The 16834-nt window shown below is 62.8% G+C and carries 19 protein-coding genes, 1 tRNA gene and 1 pseudogene; 16 read left to right on the top strand and 5 right to left on the bottom strand.

Features of this window, described 5'->3' with window-relative positions:
- Nucleotides 1-21 precede the first annotated feature (21 nt).
- A complete protein-coding gene (locus tag DL891_RS02300; RefSeq protein ID WP_111718760.1) occupies nucleotides 22-654 on the top strand; it encodes a hypothetical protein in 633 nt (210 codons plus the stop codon).
- A gap of 167 nt (nucleotides 655-821) precedes the next feature.
- Here the strand turns inward: DL891_RS02300 and radA are convergent, their stop codons facing one another.
- Nucleotides 822-2201, bottom strand: a complete 1380-nt coding sequence (gene radA / locus DL891_RS02295; RefSeq protein WP_111718759.1) for a DNA repair protein RadA — start codon at nucleotides 2199-2201, stop codon at nucleotides 822-824.
- A gap of 131 nt (nucleotides 2202-2332) precedes the next feature.
- On the opposite strand from radA, the gene DL891_RS02290 reads away from it, so the two are divergent.
- Both DL891_RS02290 and DL891_RS02285 read left to right on the top strand, forming a co-directional pair.
- Nucleotides 2333-3277: an alpha/beta fold hydrolase gene (locus DL891_RS02290; RefSeq protein WP_111718758.1), complete on the top strand. Its 945-nt coding sequence runs from the start codon at nucleotides 2333-2335 to the stop codon at nucleotides 3275-3277.
- A 27-nt stretch (nucleotides 3278-3304) separates the two neighbouring features.
- Nucleotides 3305-3394: transfer RNA gene (locus DL891_RS02285), tRNA-Ser, on the top strand.
- 37 nt (nucleotides 3395-3431) lie between these two features.
- On the opposite strand, the gene DL891_RS02280 is transcribed toward DL891_RS02285, so the two are convergent.
- Together DL891_RS02280 and DL891_RS02275 are read right to left on the bottom strand one after the other, a co-directional pair.
- A complete protein-coding gene (locus tag DL891_RS02280) occupies nucleotides 3432-4559 on the bottom strand; it encodes a tyrosine-type recombinase/integrase (protein ID WP_111718757.1) in 1128 nt (375 codons plus the stop codon).
- Complete coding sequence (locus DL891_RS02275) at nucleotides 4552-5241, bottom strand: hypothetical protein (RefSeq protein ID WP_111718756.1); 690 nt, start codon at nucleotides 5239-5241, stop codon at nucleotides 4552-4554. The genes DL891_RS02280 and DL891_RS02275 overlap by 8 nt, the downstream gene beginning before the upstream one ends.
- Nucleotides 5242-5344: 103 nt before the next feature.
- Here DL891_RS02275 and DL891_RS02270 point away from each other — a divergent pair, with 103 nt between their 5' ends.
- From DL891_RS02270 to DL891_RS02210, 13 genes and pseudogenes are all read left to right on the top strand, one after another.
- Nucleotides 5345-5554, top strand: a complete 210-nt coding sequence (locus tag DL891_RS02270) for an AlpA family transcriptional regulator (protein WP_111718755.1) — start codon at nucleotides 5345-5347, stop codon at nucleotides 5552-5554.
- Between the two features lie 46 nt (nucleotides 5555-5600).
- Nucleotides 5601-5957, top strand: coding sequence for a hypothetical protein (locus DL891_RS02265; protein WP_157962358.1), 357 nt, complete (start codon nucleotides 5601-5603; stop codon nucleotides 5955-5957).
- Nucleotides 5954-7201: an AAA family ATPase gene (locus tag DL891_RS02260; RefSeq protein ID WP_111718753.1), complete on the top strand. Its 1248-nt coding sequence runs from the start codon at nucleotides 5954-5956 to the stop codon at nucleotides 7199-7201. Before DL891_RS02265 ends, DL891_RS02260 begins: the two co-directional genes overlap by 4 nt.
- On the top strand, nucleotides 7198-7392 hold the full coding sequence (locus tag DL891_RS02255; RefSeq protein WP_111718752.1) for a hypothetical protein: 195 nt from the start codon (nucleotides 7198-7200) through the stop codon (nucleotides 7390-7392). Before DL891_RS02260 ends, DL891_RS02255 begins: the two co-directional genes overlap by 4 nt.
- A gap of 330 nt (nucleotides 7393-7722) precedes the next feature.
- The gene (locus DL891_RS02245; RefSeq protein WP_111718750.1) at nucleotides 7723-7950 is read left to right on the top strand and encodes a hypothetical protein; all 228 of its coding nucleotides are present in this window, start codon (nucleotides 7723-7725) and stop codon (nucleotides 7948-7950) included.
- Nucleotides 7947-8339, top strand: coding sequence for a hypothetical protein (locus DL891_RS02240; protein ID WP_111718749.1), 393 nt, complete (start codon nucleotides 7947-7949; stop codon nucleotides 8337-8339). The genes DL891_RS02245 and DL891_RS02240 overlap by 4 nt, the downstream gene beginning before the upstream one ends.
- Nucleotides 8340-8671: 332 nt before the next feature.
- Nucleotides 8672-9844, top strand: coding sequence for a phage major capsid protein (locus DL891_RS02235; RefSeq protein ID WP_157962357.1), 1173 nt, complete (start codon nucleotides 8672-8674; stop codon nucleotides 9842-9844).
- 87 nt (nucleotides 9845-9931) lie between these two features.
- Nucleotides 9932-10081: pseudogene (locus DL891_RS17745) on the top strand (DUF4236 domain-containing protein); the annotation flags it as partial.
- Nucleotides 10082-10207: 126 nt separating this feature from the next.
- Complete coding sequence (locus tag DL891_RS02230; RefSeq protein ID WP_232818965.1) at nucleotides 10208-10969, top strand: lipopolysaccharide assembly protein LapB; 762 nt, start codon at nucleotides 10208-10210, stop codon at nucleotides 10967-10969.
- Nucleotides 10970-11274: 305 nt separating this feature from the next.
- Nucleotides 11275-11976 carry a RelA/SpoT domain-containing protein gene (locus DL891_RS02225; RefSeq protein ID WP_111718746.1) on the top strand — a complete coding sequence of 234 codons (702 nt, stop codon included), beginning with the start codon at nucleotides 11275-11277 and terminating at the stop codon, nucleotides 11974-11976.
- Nucleotides 11976-12245, top strand: coding sequence for a hypothetical protein (locus tag DL891_RS02220; RefSeq protein WP_111718745.1), 270 nt, complete (start codon nucleotides 11976-11978; stop codon nucleotides 12243-12245). Before DL891_RS02225 ends, DL891_RS02220 begins: the two co-directional genes overlap by 1 nt.
- Nucleotides 12246-12844: 599 nt before the next feature.
- Nucleotides 12845-13201 (top strand): SPW repeat protein, encoded by a 357-nt coding sequence (locus DL891_RS02215; protein ID WP_111718744.1) that lies wholly within the window; start codon nucleotides 12845-12847, stop codon nucleotides 13199-13201.
- A 64-nt stretch (nucleotides 13202-13265) separates the two neighbouring features.
- Nucleotides 13266-13880 (top strand): TetR/AcrR family transcriptional regulator, encoded by a 615-nt coding sequence (locus tag DL891_RS02210; protein ID WP_111718743.1) that lies wholly within the window; start codon nucleotides 13266-13268, stop codon nucleotides 13878-13880.
- Between the two features lie 20 nt (nucleotides 13881-13900).
- Here DL891_RS02210 and DL891_RS02205 read toward each other — a convergent pair whose 3' ends face one another.
- Both DL891_RS02205 and DL891_RS02200 read right to left on the bottom strand, forming a co-directional pair.
- The gene (locus DL891_RS02205; protein ID WP_111718742.1) at nucleotides 13901-14668 is read right to left on the bottom strand and encodes a PspA/IM30 family protein; all 768 of its coding nucleotides are present in this window, start codon (nucleotides 14666-14668) and stop codon (nucleotides 13901-13903) included.
- Nucleotides 14669-14720: 52 nt separating this feature from the next.
- On the bottom strand, nucleotides 14721-16826 hold the full coding sequence (locus DL891_RS02200; RefSeq protein ID WP_111718741.1) for a TPM domain-containing protein: 2106 nt from the start codon (nucleotides 16824-16826) through the stop codon (nucleotides 14721-14723).
- Nucleotides 16827-16834 lie beyond the last annotated feature (8 nt).

The following is a 16834-nucleotide window of genomic DNA, read 5'->3' as shown; positions in this document are numbered from 1 at the left end:
CCCACTGGTTAGCCTAGGGGCATGTCGACGATCAAAAACCCGGTCGGCCCCCACTCGAGGTCGGTGTACAGGCGCAGACGGCTCGTGGTCCTGCTCGGGCTGATCGCTGTGATCACGGCCATCGTCTTGATCATCGTGGGGCAGGGCTCGACCGATGGCAGCCTTGCAGCCTCACCGTCGCCGAAACCGAACCAGGGCGCTTCAGCTATTCCAAGCGCGTCTGCTGCCCCCGGCGCGGCCGACGGCGCAAACTGCACCTCCGCCCAGGTCACGGTCGAAGCGATCACCGACGCGAATGTCTATGCCGCCGGCGAACTTCCACTGCTCAGCCTGTCAGTCACCAACACCGGCACCAATGACTGCGTGCTTGACGTGGGCACCTCCCAACAGGTGTACGCGATCACCAGCGGCAAGGACCAGTACTGGAGCTCGACCGACTGCCAGGAAGACGCCACCGAAGCGAACGTTCTTCTCAAGGCGGGCGCTACGGAGAAAAGCGCCGATCCCATCAAGTGGGACCGCACTCGGTCGGCGCCCGACACCTGCGCCGATGAGAGCCGGCCCACTGTTCCTGCCGATGGAGCGTCGTACTACTTGACCACGAAAGTGGGCGACATCGTCTCCGCCGAGCCCAAGCAGTTTCTGCTCAATTAGGAGCCCGTCGGCCACGCCCGCGACGAGGGAATGCCGCTCGTAATCGACCCGAGAGAAACCCAAGGGGTCGAAAGATGAGCGCGCGCGTATCGCTTGACCTTGTGGCCATCGCTCAGCGGTCTCGGTGCCGCGGGCCACGACGGGCACCCACCGATTTTAGCTGCACCTCAGAACGCGTCGTCGAGCTCACGTTCGCGCGCTGAGGTGCTCGTGGTGAACGCCACCCGCAGGGCTTCACGAATGCTCTCGGCGCTGTGGTCGATCCGCGACACGTAGCCGAGGCGGGTTGCTTCGCCGGTGCGCTGGCTTGCGGAGGAGACCGGACGGATTTCGCCGGCAAGGCTCACCTCGCCGAACACGGCGAGGTTGTGCGGAAGTGCGCGGTCGCTGTGTGCTGAAGCGATCGCCAGCGCGATGGCCAGATCGGCCCCCGGCTCGCTCAGGCGCACTCCGCCGACAGTCGACACGTAGACGTCGCACTCACTGAGCCCGATGCCCGCGCGGCGCTCCAGCACCGCAAGAAGCATCGCGACCCGTGACGACTCGACCCCGTTGGTGACCCGCCGCGGGTTGGGGGCCGAGCTCTTCACCACCAGCGCCTGAATCTCCACCGGCAGGGGCCTGCGCCCCTCCATCGCCACGGTCACGCACGTGCCGCTGACCGGGCGCCTGCTGCGGCTGAGAAAGAGGCCGCTCGGGTCGGCCACCTCGCGAATACCCGAACCGGTCATCTCGAAGCAGCCCACCTCATCGGTTGGCCCGAACCTGTTCTTCAGGGCGCGGATGAATCGCAGGCCGGTCTGCTTGTCACCCTCGAAGTGGCAGACCACGTCGACGAGGTGCTCGAGCATCCGCGGGCCGGCGATGGAGCCGTCTTTGGTGACGTGCCCGACGATGAGTATCGGCACATTGCGGTTCTTCGCCAACCGAATGAGGGTCGATGCGACCTCGCGCACCTGGCTCGGGGAGCCGGCGAGCGAATCAGACTGTGAGCTGGAGACAGTCTGCACCGAGTCGACGATCACCAGCTGTGGGTCGATGGCGTCGACCTGGCCGAGGATCGACGCCAGGTCGGTCTCGGCCGCGAGGAATAGGTTCTCCTCCATCGCACCGGTGCGTGTGGCCCGCATACGTACCTGGCTGAGTGACTCCTCGGCGCTGACATAGAGCACCCGTGACTTGGCGGCGGCAGCCTTCGCCGCCACTTCGAGCAACAGGGTGGACTTTCCGATCCCGGGCTCCCCACTCAACAGAATCGCGGCTCCAGGCACGATGCCGCCGCCGAGCACCCGGTCGAACTCATCGATGCCGCTCGGCCAGTGCGCCGAGATGTCGTCTTCCAGCTCGGTCACCGGGCGGGCCAGGTGCTCGGCGAGAGGCGCGACGGCCTGGACCGCTCGCAGTGGGGCGGCTGCCGCAGACACCTCGGCAACGGTTCCCCACTGCTGACATTCAGCACACCGGCCCACCCACTTGATGGCCGCCCAACCGCACTCACTGCACCGAAAATTTGCCCCTGTGCGCTTGGGGTTGCTCGCTTGGGCCATGGTTTCCTCCGTGAGGCGTCGGCTTCGTCTCGTGCGCAGACATCCGGCACGGTACCGAGCCTACGACGGGCCACCGTCATCGGCCTCCCAGCAGGGCTGGCGAATTCGGCGTTCAAGCGCAGGATGGAGATATGACAAGTCTCGATTTCCCCCTTGCGGATGGCCGGAGGCTGGGGCTCACTCTGCACGGGGAGCCTTTCGCGAAGCGAGTGGTGGTGCTGTGCCATCCCGCACCGGGCTCGTCCATGTTCGACCCAGACCCGGCGATGTCGGTGTATCGCGATGTTCATCTCGTTGCGGCCGACCGGCCCGGATACGGTATCTCCACCCCCAGGCCCTCCGACCAGTGGCCGAGTATCCGCGGTGACGCCGACGACGTCGCAGAATACATTCGGGCGACCCGAGAAGCGGTGCACGAACTCGGAATCACCGCCATGGACCACGTTGGAGTCGTGGGCTGGGGCACCGGGGGCCTGGTGGCGTTGGCGTTGGCTGCGAACCACCCGGACCTGGTTGATCGCGTTGCCGTGATCGGAACCCCTGCGCCGTTGGAGCACGTGCACGGGGAGCGCAATGAGCTGACGGAGCGCAGCCAGAAGCTGGCCTCGTTGCCGGCGGCGAAGGCGCGGGCGGCCATGGCGGGCCTGCTCGCCGAACGGTGGGGGCCCGGGTTGCCGAGCGACAACACCGACATTTCGGTGCCTCTTGACCTCTTGGGGGTCACCGCCGCCGACCACGATGTGCTCGAAAAGCCAGGGGTGCGGCAACGCCTCGACCGTATGCTGCGCAACGCATTCGCGCAAGGTTGGGAGGGGTGGGCATCCGACCAACTCGCGGTTCTCGCGCAGCCGTGGGGTTTCGAACCGAGTGCGGTGAAGGCGAAGACTCTTCTGGTCTACCGAACCTCCGATCCGGAGGCAGGCAGTAGGCATGCCCGGTGGTATCAACAGGAGATACCGAATGCCCACATCGAGATGGGGTCGGAAGACGGGGCCCTGATGCTGGTGTCCCGGTGGGAGCGCATCCTCGCTCACGTGGCACCCAATGTTCCGGTTCCCGCGCCGACTCGCGCGTGAGGCCATAAGTCAACTACAATCGACCTCGGTACCGTGTCCGAGCGGCCGAAGGTACAACTCTCGAAAAGTTGTGTGGGGGCAACTCCACCGTGGGTTCAAATCCCACCGGTACCGCCACAGAAAGACCCCCTACTTCCCTGAAATCATGCGGGAGTTAGGGGGTCTTTGCTTGCCTCAGAGCTCCGGTTGGCAACGCTTTGGCAACATTTGAATTTGACTTGGCCTGATTCAATGCCGTTGCAACCGCGTCAAGGTCGTCTTCGAACAGATCGGCGTAGGTGTCTAGGGTCATGGCTGCGGAAGCATGGCCGAGCATCCGCTGAACCGCTTTTGCGTTCGCGCCAGCGCTGATCGCGAGGCTCGCGGCCGTGTGGCGGAGATCGTGGAGTGTGAGCCGGGGAAAGTCATTGTCTCTTGCCGTAGCATCCCGTATTGCGGCGACGTACCAACCGCGCCGGGAGTCAGGTTGGCGCAAGTGCGTAACGCCGTCACCGAACACCAGCTGATCCCTGGCCTTGCCTTCGCAGAGCTTCGCCAACTGCTCGGTCAGGAACTCAGGGAAGGGCACGCTCCGGCTCGTGTGTGACTTCGGGGTGCCCACGATGATCGTGCCGCCGACGTTCACCGCGTTCAGGCGCACCGCCAGCCGGCGCCTGAGCATGTCGAGATCGGAAACCCGCAGCGCTGTGGCCTCGCCCCATCTGAGGCCGGTGTAGGCGAGCGTGAGGATCAGCGCCGAGTGTCTGGGCGCGCAGTCTGCGAGCAGCTGCACCTGCTCGTGGCTCAGGTAGACGCGATCCTTGCCGACCTTCCGGGGCAGGTTCACCCTTCGGGCCGGGTTGGACAAGAGTCGGCGATCTTTCACGGCCACGTCGATGATGGACGCCAGCACGCTATGGGCGCGAATTACGGTGGTCGCTGACCGGTCGATCCCACTGACCCATCTCTGCACGTCACTGTGGCGAATCTCGGAGAGCATCACCTTCCCCCACCGGGGCTCCACATGGTGCCGCCAGGCGCTCTCCAGCGGCCGATACGACGACGGTTTCAATTGCGTTTGATGATTCAACCAGTCGACCGCGAGAGTGCCCACCGTGACCCTGGCGTCTGCTGCGTCTATATATTCGCCGCGAGACTTCGACACCTCAACTTCCGCAAGGTGCAGCTCTGCTGCCCGCTTCGTCTTGAAGCCACGCTTCTGCCCTTGCTTGTGGTCAGGCTTACGCCAGAGAGCCCGGTACCGCTTACCGCTGGCAGTCTCGTAGGCGTGGATGCTACCCATCGGGCGGACTCTTTGCTCTCTCGACGCTCTCGCGGATCTCGTTGATCAGTTCGCGGGTTTTGTGTCCACGTAGTTGTGGGCTCGCGTTTGCCGGAACTGTTTCATCGCGTCGTTCGGAGAGGGAGTGGCCCCAAAGCGCCCAGGCGTGAGCATTGACGACCACAGGGTGAACCCCTAGCGACTTGGCCGCGCGCGTTTCGGCGAGGCCACAGGGCAGAGCTGCTGCTGACCTCAAGTCCTTCGTCCTAAAGCCTGCCGGTAGGTCATTTGCGAACCTCTTCAAGGACTCGAGCGCTAGTTCGACGGTCTCTGAGCCGCCAGGGCCATCGTCAGCGACATCGCCGGTGTTGAGGTCAACTTCAACTCCGGACAGTGCCTGCTGGATGGACTGCGCTGATACTGCCAGCGACGGGTTCAGCTCGACCCATGAATTTGTTTGGATCAAATCTGCGACGGTCAATCGTTCGCCTGTGATGTCCCCGAGCACCTGGGCAAGGATGAGCAAAACAGGGATGCCGACGGCTAGCCGCCCCCGTTCCAGTTCTACGACTCGCGCAGTAGTCCATTTGAGCCCGTAGCTCCTCGCGCTCTGGGCGACCGATTCAAGAGTTGCGTCAGCGCTCAATCTGCGTTGCTTCGCATTCTTGCCCACGATTTGGGCGATGGTGGCTCGGGGTTGCATGGGCTCGAGCTTAGTAGATTTCTCGGCTACTTGACAATGTTTCGATCATCTGGTTCTATCTCAGGTAGGCAATATTCTGACTACTTGAAATGAGGCATCGCCAATGAGCGCTGAACTGAAGTCTCGCTATCTCTCCATCGAGCAGGTTTGCGAGTTGATACCAGGCATCACCAGAGGCCAGCTGGCGCAATGGCGCTATTTGGGCACTGGCCCGAGTTATCGCAAGCTCGGCAAGAAAATCATCTATGTCGAATCCGAGCTGGTCGCCTTCATCGAGGGCACTGCCCGAACTGGCACCGCGGACGCCGTATGAGCCGCCGAAAAGAAGAAACCCCCGGAACGGCGCGATGAGCTCCAAAATGAGGACCCGCCCAGATACCGATTTTCGGTCGGCCCCACTTGCTCTGAGCTCGTCGCGGCCAGCGCCTATCGGCGCCCCCGTCGAGAATCAGCTCGAGCACGTGTTGTGGCAGCTCGTGCGTGGCGAGGTCGAACTATACGAATGTACGCCGGCGCTCGCCGCATTGTGGCACGTAGCGCACGCGACCGGGCACGCCTCACGTCAGGCGGAGATCGACCGCCTAAAGACAGAAAATGATCGACTGTACCTGCGCGCCTACAACTCGCCCGCGCAGGTCGCTGAGATCATCCAGCGCCGCCTGGACGGTCACTTCGAGCGGGAAGCCGCCCGGTTCTTTGAGGGGGTCGCCGCGTGACTGAGAAAAGAACTCTCTCACTGACCCCAGCTAGCCAGATCCTGTCTCGCAAGCAACGGTTCGCATGGGAGAACTTCATCCCGTTGGGAACCGTCACCACATTCGCTGGCCGCGGAGGGGAGGGCAAATCCTCATTCTGTCTCTGGCTGGGCAGTCAGATACAAGCTGGGAAGCTCGCCGGCGACCTCGAGGGCAAGCCTGCAGCCATGCTCATCGTCGGCCCGGAGGACGACTGGGAAACGGTGATGAAGCCGCGCCTGGTAGCCGCTGGCGCAGACCTCGACACCGTCTATAAGCTCGGCGTCCACTCGGTCACTGATGAACGCACCCGCGAGACCGTGCCGGCGCTCCCACTGGACGTCGAACTAATCCGTCAAGCGATCCTAAAAACCGATGCAAAGATCGTGATGATCGACCCAATCACGGCCACGATCGGCGGCGACCTCCACAAAGTCTCTGACGTGCGCCAAGCACTCGACCCACTGGTATCGCTCGCACAAGAAACCGACACGGCAATCATCACGATCATGCACTTTAACAAGGGCGCCGGGAACGTCAGCGACAAGATCAGCGGCTCGCACGCATTCCGGGATGCTTCCCGCAGTGTGCTGCTGTTCGCCACTGACGAGGAAACCGGGCAGCGGATCGTCACGCTCGACAAGTCCAACTACTCGAAGGGCCGCGGGGATTCATTCGCGTTCAACCTCCAGAGCGTCACTATCAACACGGATGATGGCGAGCAGACAGAAGTCGCAGCAGTCGAGTACCTGGGGGAGACGGAGCTCAGCGTCAGTGACATTGTGAACCGCGGGGCCGATGACGGTTCCGATTCGGATCGGGCTGACGCGCAGAGCTTCATTCTCGAGGTTCTTCTCGAGCAGGGTGGATCTGCGAAGGCGCGCGAAGTCATGGCAGCAGGGAAGACGCAGGGCTACTCCGAGAGCCAGGTCAACAAAGCGCGGGCCAAGGCAGGGGCCAAATCGAAGAGGATCGGCTTCGGCGCGAACAGCTCGGTTTACTGGATCCACCCCGAGCACGAGCTCGACGCCATAGATTCCCCCATAGATTCCATAGATTCGCGTTCTCGAGTGCGGGAATCTATGGAATCTATGGAATCTATGGCACCCGAGCCAGCCCTCGAAGTTGGCGAGAATGTGACGCCATTCACCCGCAAGGCTGCCCCAAGCCTCTCGCTGGAAAGCGTGCACAGTGACGGTGCCGTTGGGGAAGGAATGGGACTGTGAATGACGAGTGCTTGGTGGTCCTGGCGCAGTTGATTTCGTGGGGGTGCACTGTCGAGCTCGTCGAGGGTGTCGTTCGGGTGCGCATACCTGGTGGCCCGGCCGAGGTCGAGCAGGTGCGCGAGCTTGTGGAGCCGCACGAGACGCTGCTGATAGAACACTTCTCGCCGGCCGCGGAGAGGAAGTCATCATGAAGACCTATTCACGGCACAACTGCAAATCCGCACATCGCACCGCACAGACATTCCTGCGCTGCGCAGTCCCGCGAGCCGCATGGGTTGCCGGCCACGGGAAGTTCGCGCTCATCGCCTGGTGTGGCGTGCCCACAATCACCCTCCACCAGGCCATCGAACCTGCCCTACAGCAGAGGGCCGTGGTCGACTCACTCGGATGCGGTGGCCGCTGCCGGAAACGTCACGAGGTCGTTCACGTCGACGTAGGGGGCACCGCATGACCGCAACCCTGGCCGGTCCCCACGGCCACCGCTGGCTGATCACTGGCTGCGACCCAGAAGGGAGCCCGCTATGAGTCGACCAATCCCACGGTCACGCGTCAAGTCGAGCACCTGGCGTGCCGGTGATGTCGTCGTCCCCTGTGTGCGCATCCACGTTGGCATCGCATTCATCGCAGTCACCGCCCACGACCTGCGCCAACTCTCGGACGCCCTGCACGACGCAGCCGACCAGCTTGAAGCAAACGAGCGCGACCAATCGGCGGGCTCAACAACGAACAGAATTGGAGTATCATCATGACCGCGAACACACCAAGAATGGGCCTGGATCGACCCGAGATAGTCTTCACCGCCCTCAGAGTGATCGAGGGCACCCTGCACGACGACATACGTGTGATCAGTCGCGCCATCTCCGACCTCGGAAGCAAGTTCAACCTGTCCGAGGTCGAGCGGGTCGAGGTCACCCTGCTGGGTGTCGCCGGGCTCGCGGTGGAGTTCCTGAAGACGATTCCTGGCAACGAGGCGAAACTGAAGGAGTGGCTGGTCGCCTCCGAGGTCGAGGCGATCGGCCTGCCATCGATGGACGATGTGCTCTCCGACCAGGCCGAGGCCGCGAGGGTCGCCGCCGAAGTCGACGCGGCCGAAGAAACGCCAGACGACCAGATCGAGAATGACGGACCGGCCGACTAGGATCAGGGGCATCGCTAGCGTCTCGCAGCGATACGAGCTGCTAAAGCTCACGGGGGAAGTCAAGGACGAGGAGCCGAAAGGCCAAGTCCGAGGAACCGGCCCCGAGACAGTAGCTCGAAGCGAGACGCCCGCGTTCGCTGACTGTGTGAGTTTGAGTCGCAGCCACCATCGGTCCCCACGGGGGCTCGTGGCTGATGGTCCCTACGGGGGCGTTATGCCGATTCCTCACAACTGACGGTCGCGCTTATCTCTCCTGCCCTGGTGCTGGCTATCTGTCGCCGTTGCACTGTCTGGGGTGGGCTTTCTCTCAAAACGCTAGGGGGCGTTTCATCATGAAAATCAAGGACCAAATAACCGAGCTCGTGAAGTCGATGGAATCGATTGTTCAGGGTGCCCAGGGCCAAGGCCGTGAACTCACGCGATCCGAGGCCGAACTGATCGAAGCCAAGGGTGCCGAGGCGACGAAGCTGCGCGAACGTCTCGCGGCAATCGCCAAGTCTGAGGCGCTGCTCGCTGAGCTCGTCGTCTCTGGCAAGGACAGCCCGACCCGCGACGGCCAGCACCTCGCCCTGACCGGTCGTGGCGCGAAGTCGGCGGGTGAGCAAATCGCAATGCAGATTCGCGAGTCCCACCTCGACCGTGGCTTCAAGTCGTTCAGCTCGGCCGGTCAGATCATGACCACCGTGCCATTGATCCCCGATACGCCGATCGAGCAGGGCCGGGTTGCCGTGTCGATCCTCGATCTGCTGCCCACGGTGGAACGGTCCACCCCGAACTACAACTACCTGCGCCAGTCCGTGTTCACGAACAACGCAGCGATCGTCAACCCAGGCGAGGAGAAGCCGACCTCGACCACCTCGGTGGAAACGGTGCCGGCCGAGCTGCGTGTGTTCGCTCACCTCTCCGATCCCGTTGACAAGTGTGTGCTCCAGGACAATGCGGCGCTGTCGACTTTCATCGCTCGCCAGCTCCTCTGGGGGCTGCAGGTGCGTGTGCAGGAGGAGATCGTCAACGGCGAGGGCGACGTCGAGGGGCCTCCCGAGGAGAACCATCTAGTCGGTCTCTTCTCCACTACCGGTGTGCAGGACCAGGCTGCAGGTGCTGACCGTGTGACCACGCTCAGGGCTGCATCGACCAAGCTCGAGGTGCTCGGATTCGAGACCGGCGCATTCATCCTCAACTCGAAGGACTGGGAAGCGATCGAGACCGCTCGCGCCACGTCCGGGTCGTTCGATTTAGGGGGCCCAGTGGACCGTGCAGCACGCAAGGTCTGGGGCGTGCCTGTCGTCACGAGCCCGAGCGTGCCGGAGGGTCAGGCTCTCGCCGTCGACCTCTCGGCTCTGGCAGTCGATTTTGGTGCCGAGGGTATCCACATCGAGTGGGACGGCTCGGGGGACCTCTTTGATAAGAACCAGGTGCGTGTGCGTGTCGAGGGCCGCTTCGGGTTGAGTGTGTTCCAGCCCCAAGGAATTGTGGCGATCACCCTGACGGCCGGAGAGGGCTGAGCACGATTTATGCTTGAGCGACTCTCACCCGCATGGGGGGCGTGTTTCTGGCGACGGTGATGGTGCCTTCATCCTAAGCTGGGAGGCATGGGCTTCAGGATGCGCAAGTCTTTCAAGATTGCACCAGGCGTGCGAATGACCGTTACGCCGAAAAGCGTTGGGATCAGTGGAGGGGTTCGGGGGGCCCGCGTAACCGCGAATAGTCGGGGGCGGGTCACCCGAACTGTAGGCATCCCCGGCACGGGAATCGCGAAAGTGGACACCTTCTCCGCGGGGAAGAAGGCTGCACCTCCTCAGAGGGCCGCACCTCGACAGAAGGCATTCGCAACTGCCACGACTGGGTCGGCAGTAGCGCCCTCGCCCGTGCCCGCATCACCCGGTTTCCTTGCTCCGAAGTGGGAGAAGCGGCTCTACAAGGTTTTGGTTCAGAAGCTCGATCTCAATCTCGTGGCGCAAGCAGCGGAGGACTTCGAGGAAGCACGTCTCATCGCGGCCACTTTCGAAGCCATCCAAGGTGCGGTCCCACGTGGAGACCACGAGCGCGCGAGCCAACTACTCGGCTGGGTTGTCGGCGCAGGATATGACCCTTCCGTTGACCCATTTGTCACCAAATACCTCCCGCACTCTTTTATCAATCTCGAAGTCGCCGAAGGCGTAACCGCCCATCTTCCGCTAGACCGCGACGCTCTAGGTCTTCTTTACGCAGAGATACTTCAGCAAAGGGGTGAGGTCAGCGCGGCGATCGATGTAGTCGAAGGCCTCACTCCATCCACGATCGCTGCCGTCTCATTAGTCGAACTTTACGCTTTCCAGTCCAAATGGGACGAAGTGGTTGAGCTGACGAACGGCGTCACCAACGAGGACGAGGCCTCAACGTACCTACTGATCCAGCGCGCCGTTGCGCTCCGCGAATTGAGTTTCTACGAAGCCGCCAGGGAGTCGCTCAAGGAGGCCCTGCGGGTTCGCTCCCGCCCCATTGACCTGAGGAACCGCGCATACGCGGAACGAGCGATTGCTTATCTGCGAGAAGGCAAGAAGGGTCTTGCGCGAAAAGACTTCGAGCGAGTTCTTGCGCAGGATGCAAATTACCCAGGGATCCGAGAAGAACTCGAGAGATTGGCATAGGCACGAGCCGTCCGGTAGGGGCGTCACCATCTCAAGTGTCCTAAACGACGGCCCACACCTCGCCTGGCCGGGTCCTCTCCCCCAGGTTGACCTACCCCCACCCCCCATCGCGCGCGTGCGCGAGGCTCGCTCCACGCAGTGGGCGCTGGTTGCGTGTTCGGGGCAGAGTCGCTGTCGGAGGGTTTGCGCCGCAGAATGTGCAGACCCTGGGGTTTCCGCAAAGTGGAAGCACTCTTCGGCCCGCTGTGGCAGGGGCAAGAGAAGCGTGACGAAGTCTTGTAGCCTCGGGTCGAACAAGGAGGATCATGAGCGAGGTCAGCATCACCAACTCACAGGTCAACAAGGCAGCATCAACCCTCAGACGTTCGATCCGTGGCGAGTTAACCGATCATGACCAACTCGAGCATGCATTACACGTGATCGATGCATTTCGCGCTGCTCACCAGTATCCACTAGCTAAAGCGAATAGTGGGTTGAGGTCGATGCTTCAGACCGAGGGTTGCCCTGTTGAGGTGTCTCAGAGGCTCAAACGCTTCATGACGATCGTTGACAAGATAGTGAATCGTGAGCCAACCCTCGCTCTATCGAAGATGCAGGACATCGGAGGGTGTCGTGCAATCCTCGGAACTGTGGAGCAGATTCGACGCGTAGAGTCGAGACTCAGGAAACGAAGGCCGGTGGCCGGGTACAGTGATTACATTGCAAGCCCGCGAGTATCTGGCTATCGGGGCGTGCACGTCGTGGTGCAGTATGATGACCGGTGTATCGAGATTCAACTTCGCACGGCACTGATGCACCTCTGGGCGATTACGGTCGAGCGTCAATCGGCAAACGTCGGTCAAAACCTCAAACAGGATGGGTCTCATGCAGTGCAGAAATTTATGGCCGTGATGTCGGAAGCTATGGCACTCGATGAAGCGGGGGCTCCTATCCATAGGGCCTTACGCGAAAAGATTCAGATCAGTAGACTTGCCGCAGAACCATATCTTATGAAAGGAACAGTGTAATGGCCGCCATCCAGCACTTTATCTTGGTGTTCGATCATGCCAAGGGACACTTAATTTGCGACCCACTCGATTTCGGCCACGACAGCAAGAGCGCTGTCGCCCGTTACTCGGCACTGGAGCACGAGTATCGCGAGAGCACCAACATGGACATTGTCCTGGTGGGGTCTGATTCCCTCGAAACAGTCAAGGTTACCCACGCAAACTACTTCGACGGCACTGCGGCATTCTCCAAATACCTACGGAAGATGGAGTTGCAGCCATCTCAATGATTTCCGCAACCATTTCAGCCCCCAGTCTCTTCGGAGGCTGGGGGCCTTTTGTCGCTTAGCCCTCAACTCCGCCACATTTGCGCCTATGTCGCCCCATGCGGTGCAGTTAACGGGGCCACGTCATTGAGCTGTCACGTGGTCATCGATCCAGTCCCGTGGCAACATATCGGCAACACTTGGCAAGAATTGAGCTGATTCTGAGTCGAGCCACGTGATCGAAAACCCGCGTAAATATGCGGAAGTTGCGCCCCTCCCGCGTGCTCATCGCGCCCGTATTTGAGTTCAAATCCCACCGGTACCGCCACAGAAAGACCCCTTGGTTCTCCCGCTCCGTGCGGAAGGGCCAGGGGGTTTTCTGCTGGTCGGTTGGCGGTCCTTGGCGCCGTGCAGAACGCTACGCGCCGGTTTGAACTGGCGCGATGTGTTCGCGGTGGCGCGTGGCTCGGGGATGCTGCTTCCGGCGCCGTGCGACTGGGCGGCGTACGACTGGATGAGGGGGCACACGGGTTTCACGTGAGCCTTGACCGGGCGGTCAACCAAACGTACGCTTAAGGGTGAGCCCCAGAGTGGAGCCCGACTGAACAAGGAGGGTGATATCGATGAAGAAATGGATGCGCTGGCAGGACTGGGTCGCGGTTGCGGCTGGCCTCTATGCAGCCATTTCAACGTCATGGATGACAGCAGCTGGTGCATCCATGCCTTTGATGATTGTCTTGGGAATTCTATTGATCGCTGCCGGGGTGTGGAACCTTGCCGTGCCACATCTGACCTCGATGGAGGGAATCCAGGCGCTCGTGGGCGCACTGCTCTTCATCTCGCCGTGGGTGGGCGCCTACGCCGGTCAAGCCGGAGTCGCCTGGACCTCATGGATCTGCGGTGGCATCGGAGTGGTCGTGGGACTGTGGGCACTCGCCCCGGTGATGCGTCAGCACCAGGTTCCGCACACGTCGCACTGATCGACGATCAACGCGAGGGCGACGGGTCACCCGCCGCCCTCGTTCCAACCGGAGGAGGCCCCAGGTGAGTGTCACGGCAGACGCGCGCACGCGTATTCTCGACGCCGCTGAGCGACTCTTCGCCCAGCGTGGATTCGACGGCACCGCCACTTCGATCATCGCTGAGATGGCCGCGGTGCCGAAGGGCCTGCTGTTCTACTACTTCCCGGCGAAGAAGGACATTCTGGCCACACTGGTGGGCGAACGTTTCGGGCGTGGCGTCATTGTCGCTGCACCCTTCGTCGTGCCGGGCAACCCGGTCAAAGCCCTTCTGGACTGGACCGACCGGCTGTTTCAGGTGCGCGCCGACTCCGATGTGCTGCGAGTCATTCTCTGGCGTGAGAAAGACACCCACCCCGAGGTCAAGACCTCGCTGGCCGCCCACCGCCTGGGCCTGTTGAAGAGCATCGAGGATCTCCTGGCAGCCAGCCTGCGCCTCCCGGTCGCGGCTGGGCGCCTGCGGGCAGCAGCTCAGGCGTGGATGGCGATCGTGACAACATCTCCGCTCGATGAACTCTCGGCGACCGGCTCCGAAGCCCTGGGAGGCCATGTGCGCGCCGAGCTCGCCGCCCTGGCCGAATTGTTGTGCACGGGCCTGACGCACGGCGAAACGTTTGCATCAGACCCGCACCTCGCGTGATGGAGGAGCTGGTCGTCGGGCTACTCGCCCGGGGTGTATGGCGCTGACGAGGCCTCGAGTGCTTCCGGCTTCGGCGCATTACCCGCTTTGAGGGCGGCGAGGCGGGCATCCACCTCGGTCATTTCACCGATGTCGGCCAAAGATTCGAACTGTGCATCGAGACTGGATGCAGCGAGCTCCGATGCCCCGCGAACCTTCGCCTCTTCGCGACGGATCTTTTCCTCGAACCGGCCCACCTCGCTGGTCGGGTCCATGATGTCGATGCTCTTGACGGCATCCATCACCTTCGTCTGCGCCTGCGCAGTCTTGGCGCGCGCGATCAGCTCGTCGCGCTTTCTGGCCAGCTCACCCAGCTTCTGCTTCATCATGTTCAAGCCGGTCTTCAGCTTGTCGACGATTTCGGTCTGGGATGCGATCTGTGGCTCTGCCGCGTTCGCCTCTCGCTCAGACTGCATCTGGCGCTGCAGCGCAACCTTCGCCAGGTTGTCGAATTTATCGGCGTCGGCCGCCACGCCGGATGCGCGAAGCTCGTCTGCCTTGCGGCTCGCCGCGAGGGCCTTGTTGCCCCACTCGGTCGCGGCTTCGACATCTTGGCGGTGGTCGTCTTCCATCAGGCGCAGGTTGCCGATGGTCTCGGCGATGGCGCTCTCGGCGTCGGCGATGCTGTTCGTGTAGTCACGAACCATCTGGTCGAGCATCTTCTGCGGATCCTCTGCCTGGTCGAGCAGGGAGTTGATGTTCGCCTTGGTCAGTTGGGCAATGCGTCCGAATATTGACTGTTTGGCCATGTCACTTCTCTCTTTCCTCTGATGGTGAATGTGGATAGTGCTGTGCAAGAACTCAGAACCGGCCGCCCCCACCGCGGCGGCCGCCGGATGAACCCGACCTGCGACCCGAAGATCCCGATGAGCGCGAGCCACCGAAGCCTCCGCCCGATCGGCTACTGCCTCCCCGGCCACCCGACCACGTGCTGCGATTACGTGACGACGTGCCGCCGAACGAGCCGCCGCCACCGAGCAGGCCGCCGAGGATCGCGCCCGTGATGAGCCCGCCCATGCCACCACCGGATGACGGGGAGGACCCGCCGAACATTCCGCCGAAGACATCGCCGCTGGGAGCACTGAACCCGCCCACATCGCGTTGCGCGAGCTGGATCGACTGGGCGGCCAGCTGATCGGCCCTCTGGGCCAGAGACAACGCCTGCACAGGGTCGGTCGTCTGCAACCCCTCTGCCTGCACCGTGAGCTGCGCGGCCTCGGCGAGTCTCGTTCGGGCTTCTGCGCCGACAGCCCCGCGGCGGGCGGTGATGAAATCTTCGGCGGCCGAGACCTTGCTTCGAGCCGTGATCAGGGTGTGCGCCAGGGCCGCCTGGGCTCGTTGCTGCTGCTCCTGGGCGCTCCTGATTCCGGCCATGGCGGAATCGATCTGCTGGTTCGCGGCCTCCAACTCGGTGGTGATCGCAACCGGATCGAACACGCCGCCGCCGAGCCCGGCCTGCGCCCGCGCGATCGCCTGCTGGACAGTGTTGATCACCGGCTCCAGCCCGGTTGCGCCGGCGGCCACCGCGGCCTGTGCCGCCTGAACATCTGCGGTCAGGTCGGTGACGGATGCGGTGATCTGCTCACGGCTGGAATCCAGGTCGGCCTTCACCCGGTCGACCGCGTCGAGCAAGAGCGCGCTCTGGCCCACAGCACCGACAGCGGCATGAATGCCGACCGCCGCCTGCCCGGTGTCACCCGAGTCGAGCTTCTCCTGGGCGTCAGCCACCGCGCTGGTGGCGAAGGCGAGGCGTTCCTTGGCCTGGCTGACATTGTCATGCACGGTGGACAGCGCCGTTCCCGCATACGTGGCGGCGAGGTCGGACAGAGTCTTTTCGGCCTGCCCGATCCGGGCCGAGGTTGCTGCGGCATCCGATTGGAGTTTCGCGATGGCAGCCGGCGCGTCTTTCTCCAGAGCGCGCAGGGCGTCGAAGGATTCGGTCTGCTCGTCGAGCTCGTTGTTGGCGTGATCACAGAGTTCGATGATGCGACTGCGCCACTCACGCTGCTCCTCGTCTGTATCCGGGATGGCGTCGTCGAGTTTCTGCTGCAGGCCGAACGCTTCACGCAGTTTGGCCTGTGCGCCGGTGAGGGCTGTCTGGAAGTCTGCGGTTGCATCGGCGCCGAACTGGGCGATGGCGAACCCGAGCTCCTGCTCGCTGGACTTCACCGCGTCGTCGGTCTGCACGAGGGCACTTCCGGAGAGCCGGGCGAGTTGCTCGAGCGACGGCAGATCCCCTGAATCCCCACTGGCGGACGGCCGCTTGCGCCTGCGGAGGATCACTGCCAGTACGACGCCGGCGGCAACGATCAGCAGAATGACGACGAGTAGGATCACACCACCTCCACCGCCGCCACCGGAGGTGCTGTTCCCGGGGCTGGTGGATCCCGAGTCGACCGGGCCGCCCACCTGGCCGTCAGCCTGGCCCGCCGACTGAAGGGCCGCGGCCGTGGCCAGTACTGCCCTCGACCAGTTCTCGTTGCTCAGCTGGTCTTTGGCCGCGCGCTGAACGGCGGTCAACTGTTGATCGGTCAGCGGGGAGTCGGCCGCTGCCGAGAGGTAGAAGGCGCGTGAATCGGTAGCCACCGCCACAGCCAACAGGTAGTCGTCGGTGCCCATGTTGTTGAGCTCAGCCGTTGTGTCGGCCCAATCCGCCGAATTGGTCGGATTCGTGAACGTGTTCACGTACGCGACGAATAGGTTCATTCCGGTCGATTGGCGCAAGTCGGCAATGGCTTTTTCTGCGGCTGCAGTATCGTTCCCGAGCACGCCGGCCTCATCGACGATCGGGCTGGATCCGAACGATACCGGTGACTCGGCGAGTGCGACTGCTTGACCGGCCAGCGCCATTCCGATCGCCAGCGCGGCGGTGAGAACGAGCGCTCCGAATCGTCGTCTCACGTGCATCGGCGTGG

Origin of the sequence: Homoserinimonas sp. OAct 916 (genome assembly GCF_003260275.1) — a bacterium.
Classification (GTDB): Bacteria; Actinomycetota; Actinomycetes; order Actinomycetales; family Microbacteriaceae; genus OACT-916.
This window is presented reverse-complemented; position numbering and strand designations above follow the sequence as displayed.

Excerpts from the sequence above, each read along its gene's own strand:
- DL891_RS02300 (WP_111718760.1), top strand. The coding sequence starts at position 22 with ATGTCGACGATCAAAAACCCGGTCGGCCCCCACTCGAGGTCGGTGTAC.
- radA (WP_111718759.1), bottom strand. The coding sequence starts at position 2,201 with ATGGCCCAAGCGAGCAACCCCAAGCGCACAGGGGCAAATTTTCGGTGC.
- DL891_RS02290 (WP_111718758.1), top strand. The coding sequence starts at position 2,333 with ATGACAAGTCTCGATTTCCCCCTTGCGGATGGCCGGAGGCTGGGGCTC.
- DL891_RS02280 (WP_111718757.1), bottom strand. The coding sequence starts at position 4,559 with ATGGGTAGCATCCACGCCTACGAGACTGCCAGCGGTAAGCGGTACCGG.
- DL891_RS02275 (WP_111718756.1), bottom strand. The coding sequence starts at position 5,241 with ATGCAACCCCGAGCCACCATCGCCCAAATCGTGGGCAAGAATGCGAAG.
- DL891_RS02270 (WP_111718755.1), top strand. The coding sequence starts at position 5,345 with ATGAGCGCTGAACTGAAGTCTCGCTATCTCTCCATCGAGCAGGTTTGC.
- DL891_RS02265 (WP_157962358.1), top strand. The coding sequence starts at position 5,601 with ATGAGGACCCGCCCAGATACCGATTTTCGGTCGGCCCCACTTGCTCTG.
- DL891_RS02245 (WP_111718750.1), top strand. The coding sequence starts at position 7,723 with ATGAGTCGACCAATCCCACGGTCACGCGTCAAGTCGAGCACCTGGCGT.
- DL891_RS02240 (WP_111718749.1), top strand. The coding sequence starts at position 7,947 with ATGACCGCGAACACACCAAGAATGGGCCTGGATCGACCCGAGATAGTC.
- DL891_RS02235 (WP_157962357.1), top strand. The coding sequence starts at position 8,672 with ATGAAAATCAAGGACCAAATAACCGAGCTCGTGAAGTCGATGGAATCG.
- DL891_RS02225 (WP_111718746.1), top strand. The coding sequence starts at position 11,275 with ATGAGCGAGGTCAGCATCACCAACTCACAGGTCAACAAGGCAGCATCA.
- DL891_RS02220 (WP_111718745.1), top strand. The coding sequence starts at position 11,976 with ATGGCCGCCATCCAGCACTTTATCTTGGTGTTCGATCATGCCAAGGGA.
- DL891_RS02215 (WP_111718744.1), top strand. The coding sequence starts at position 12,845 with ATGAAGAAATGGATGCGCTGGCAGGACTGGGTCGCGGTTGCGGCTGGC.
- DL891_RS02205 (WP_111718742.1), bottom strand. The coding sequence starts at position 14,668 with ATGGCCAAACAGTCAATATTCGGACGCATTGCCCAACTGACCAAGGCG.
- DL891_RS02200 (WP_111718741.1), bottom strand. The coding sequence starts at position 16,826 with ATGCACGTGAGACGACGATTCGGAGCGCTCGTTCTCACCGCCGCGCTG.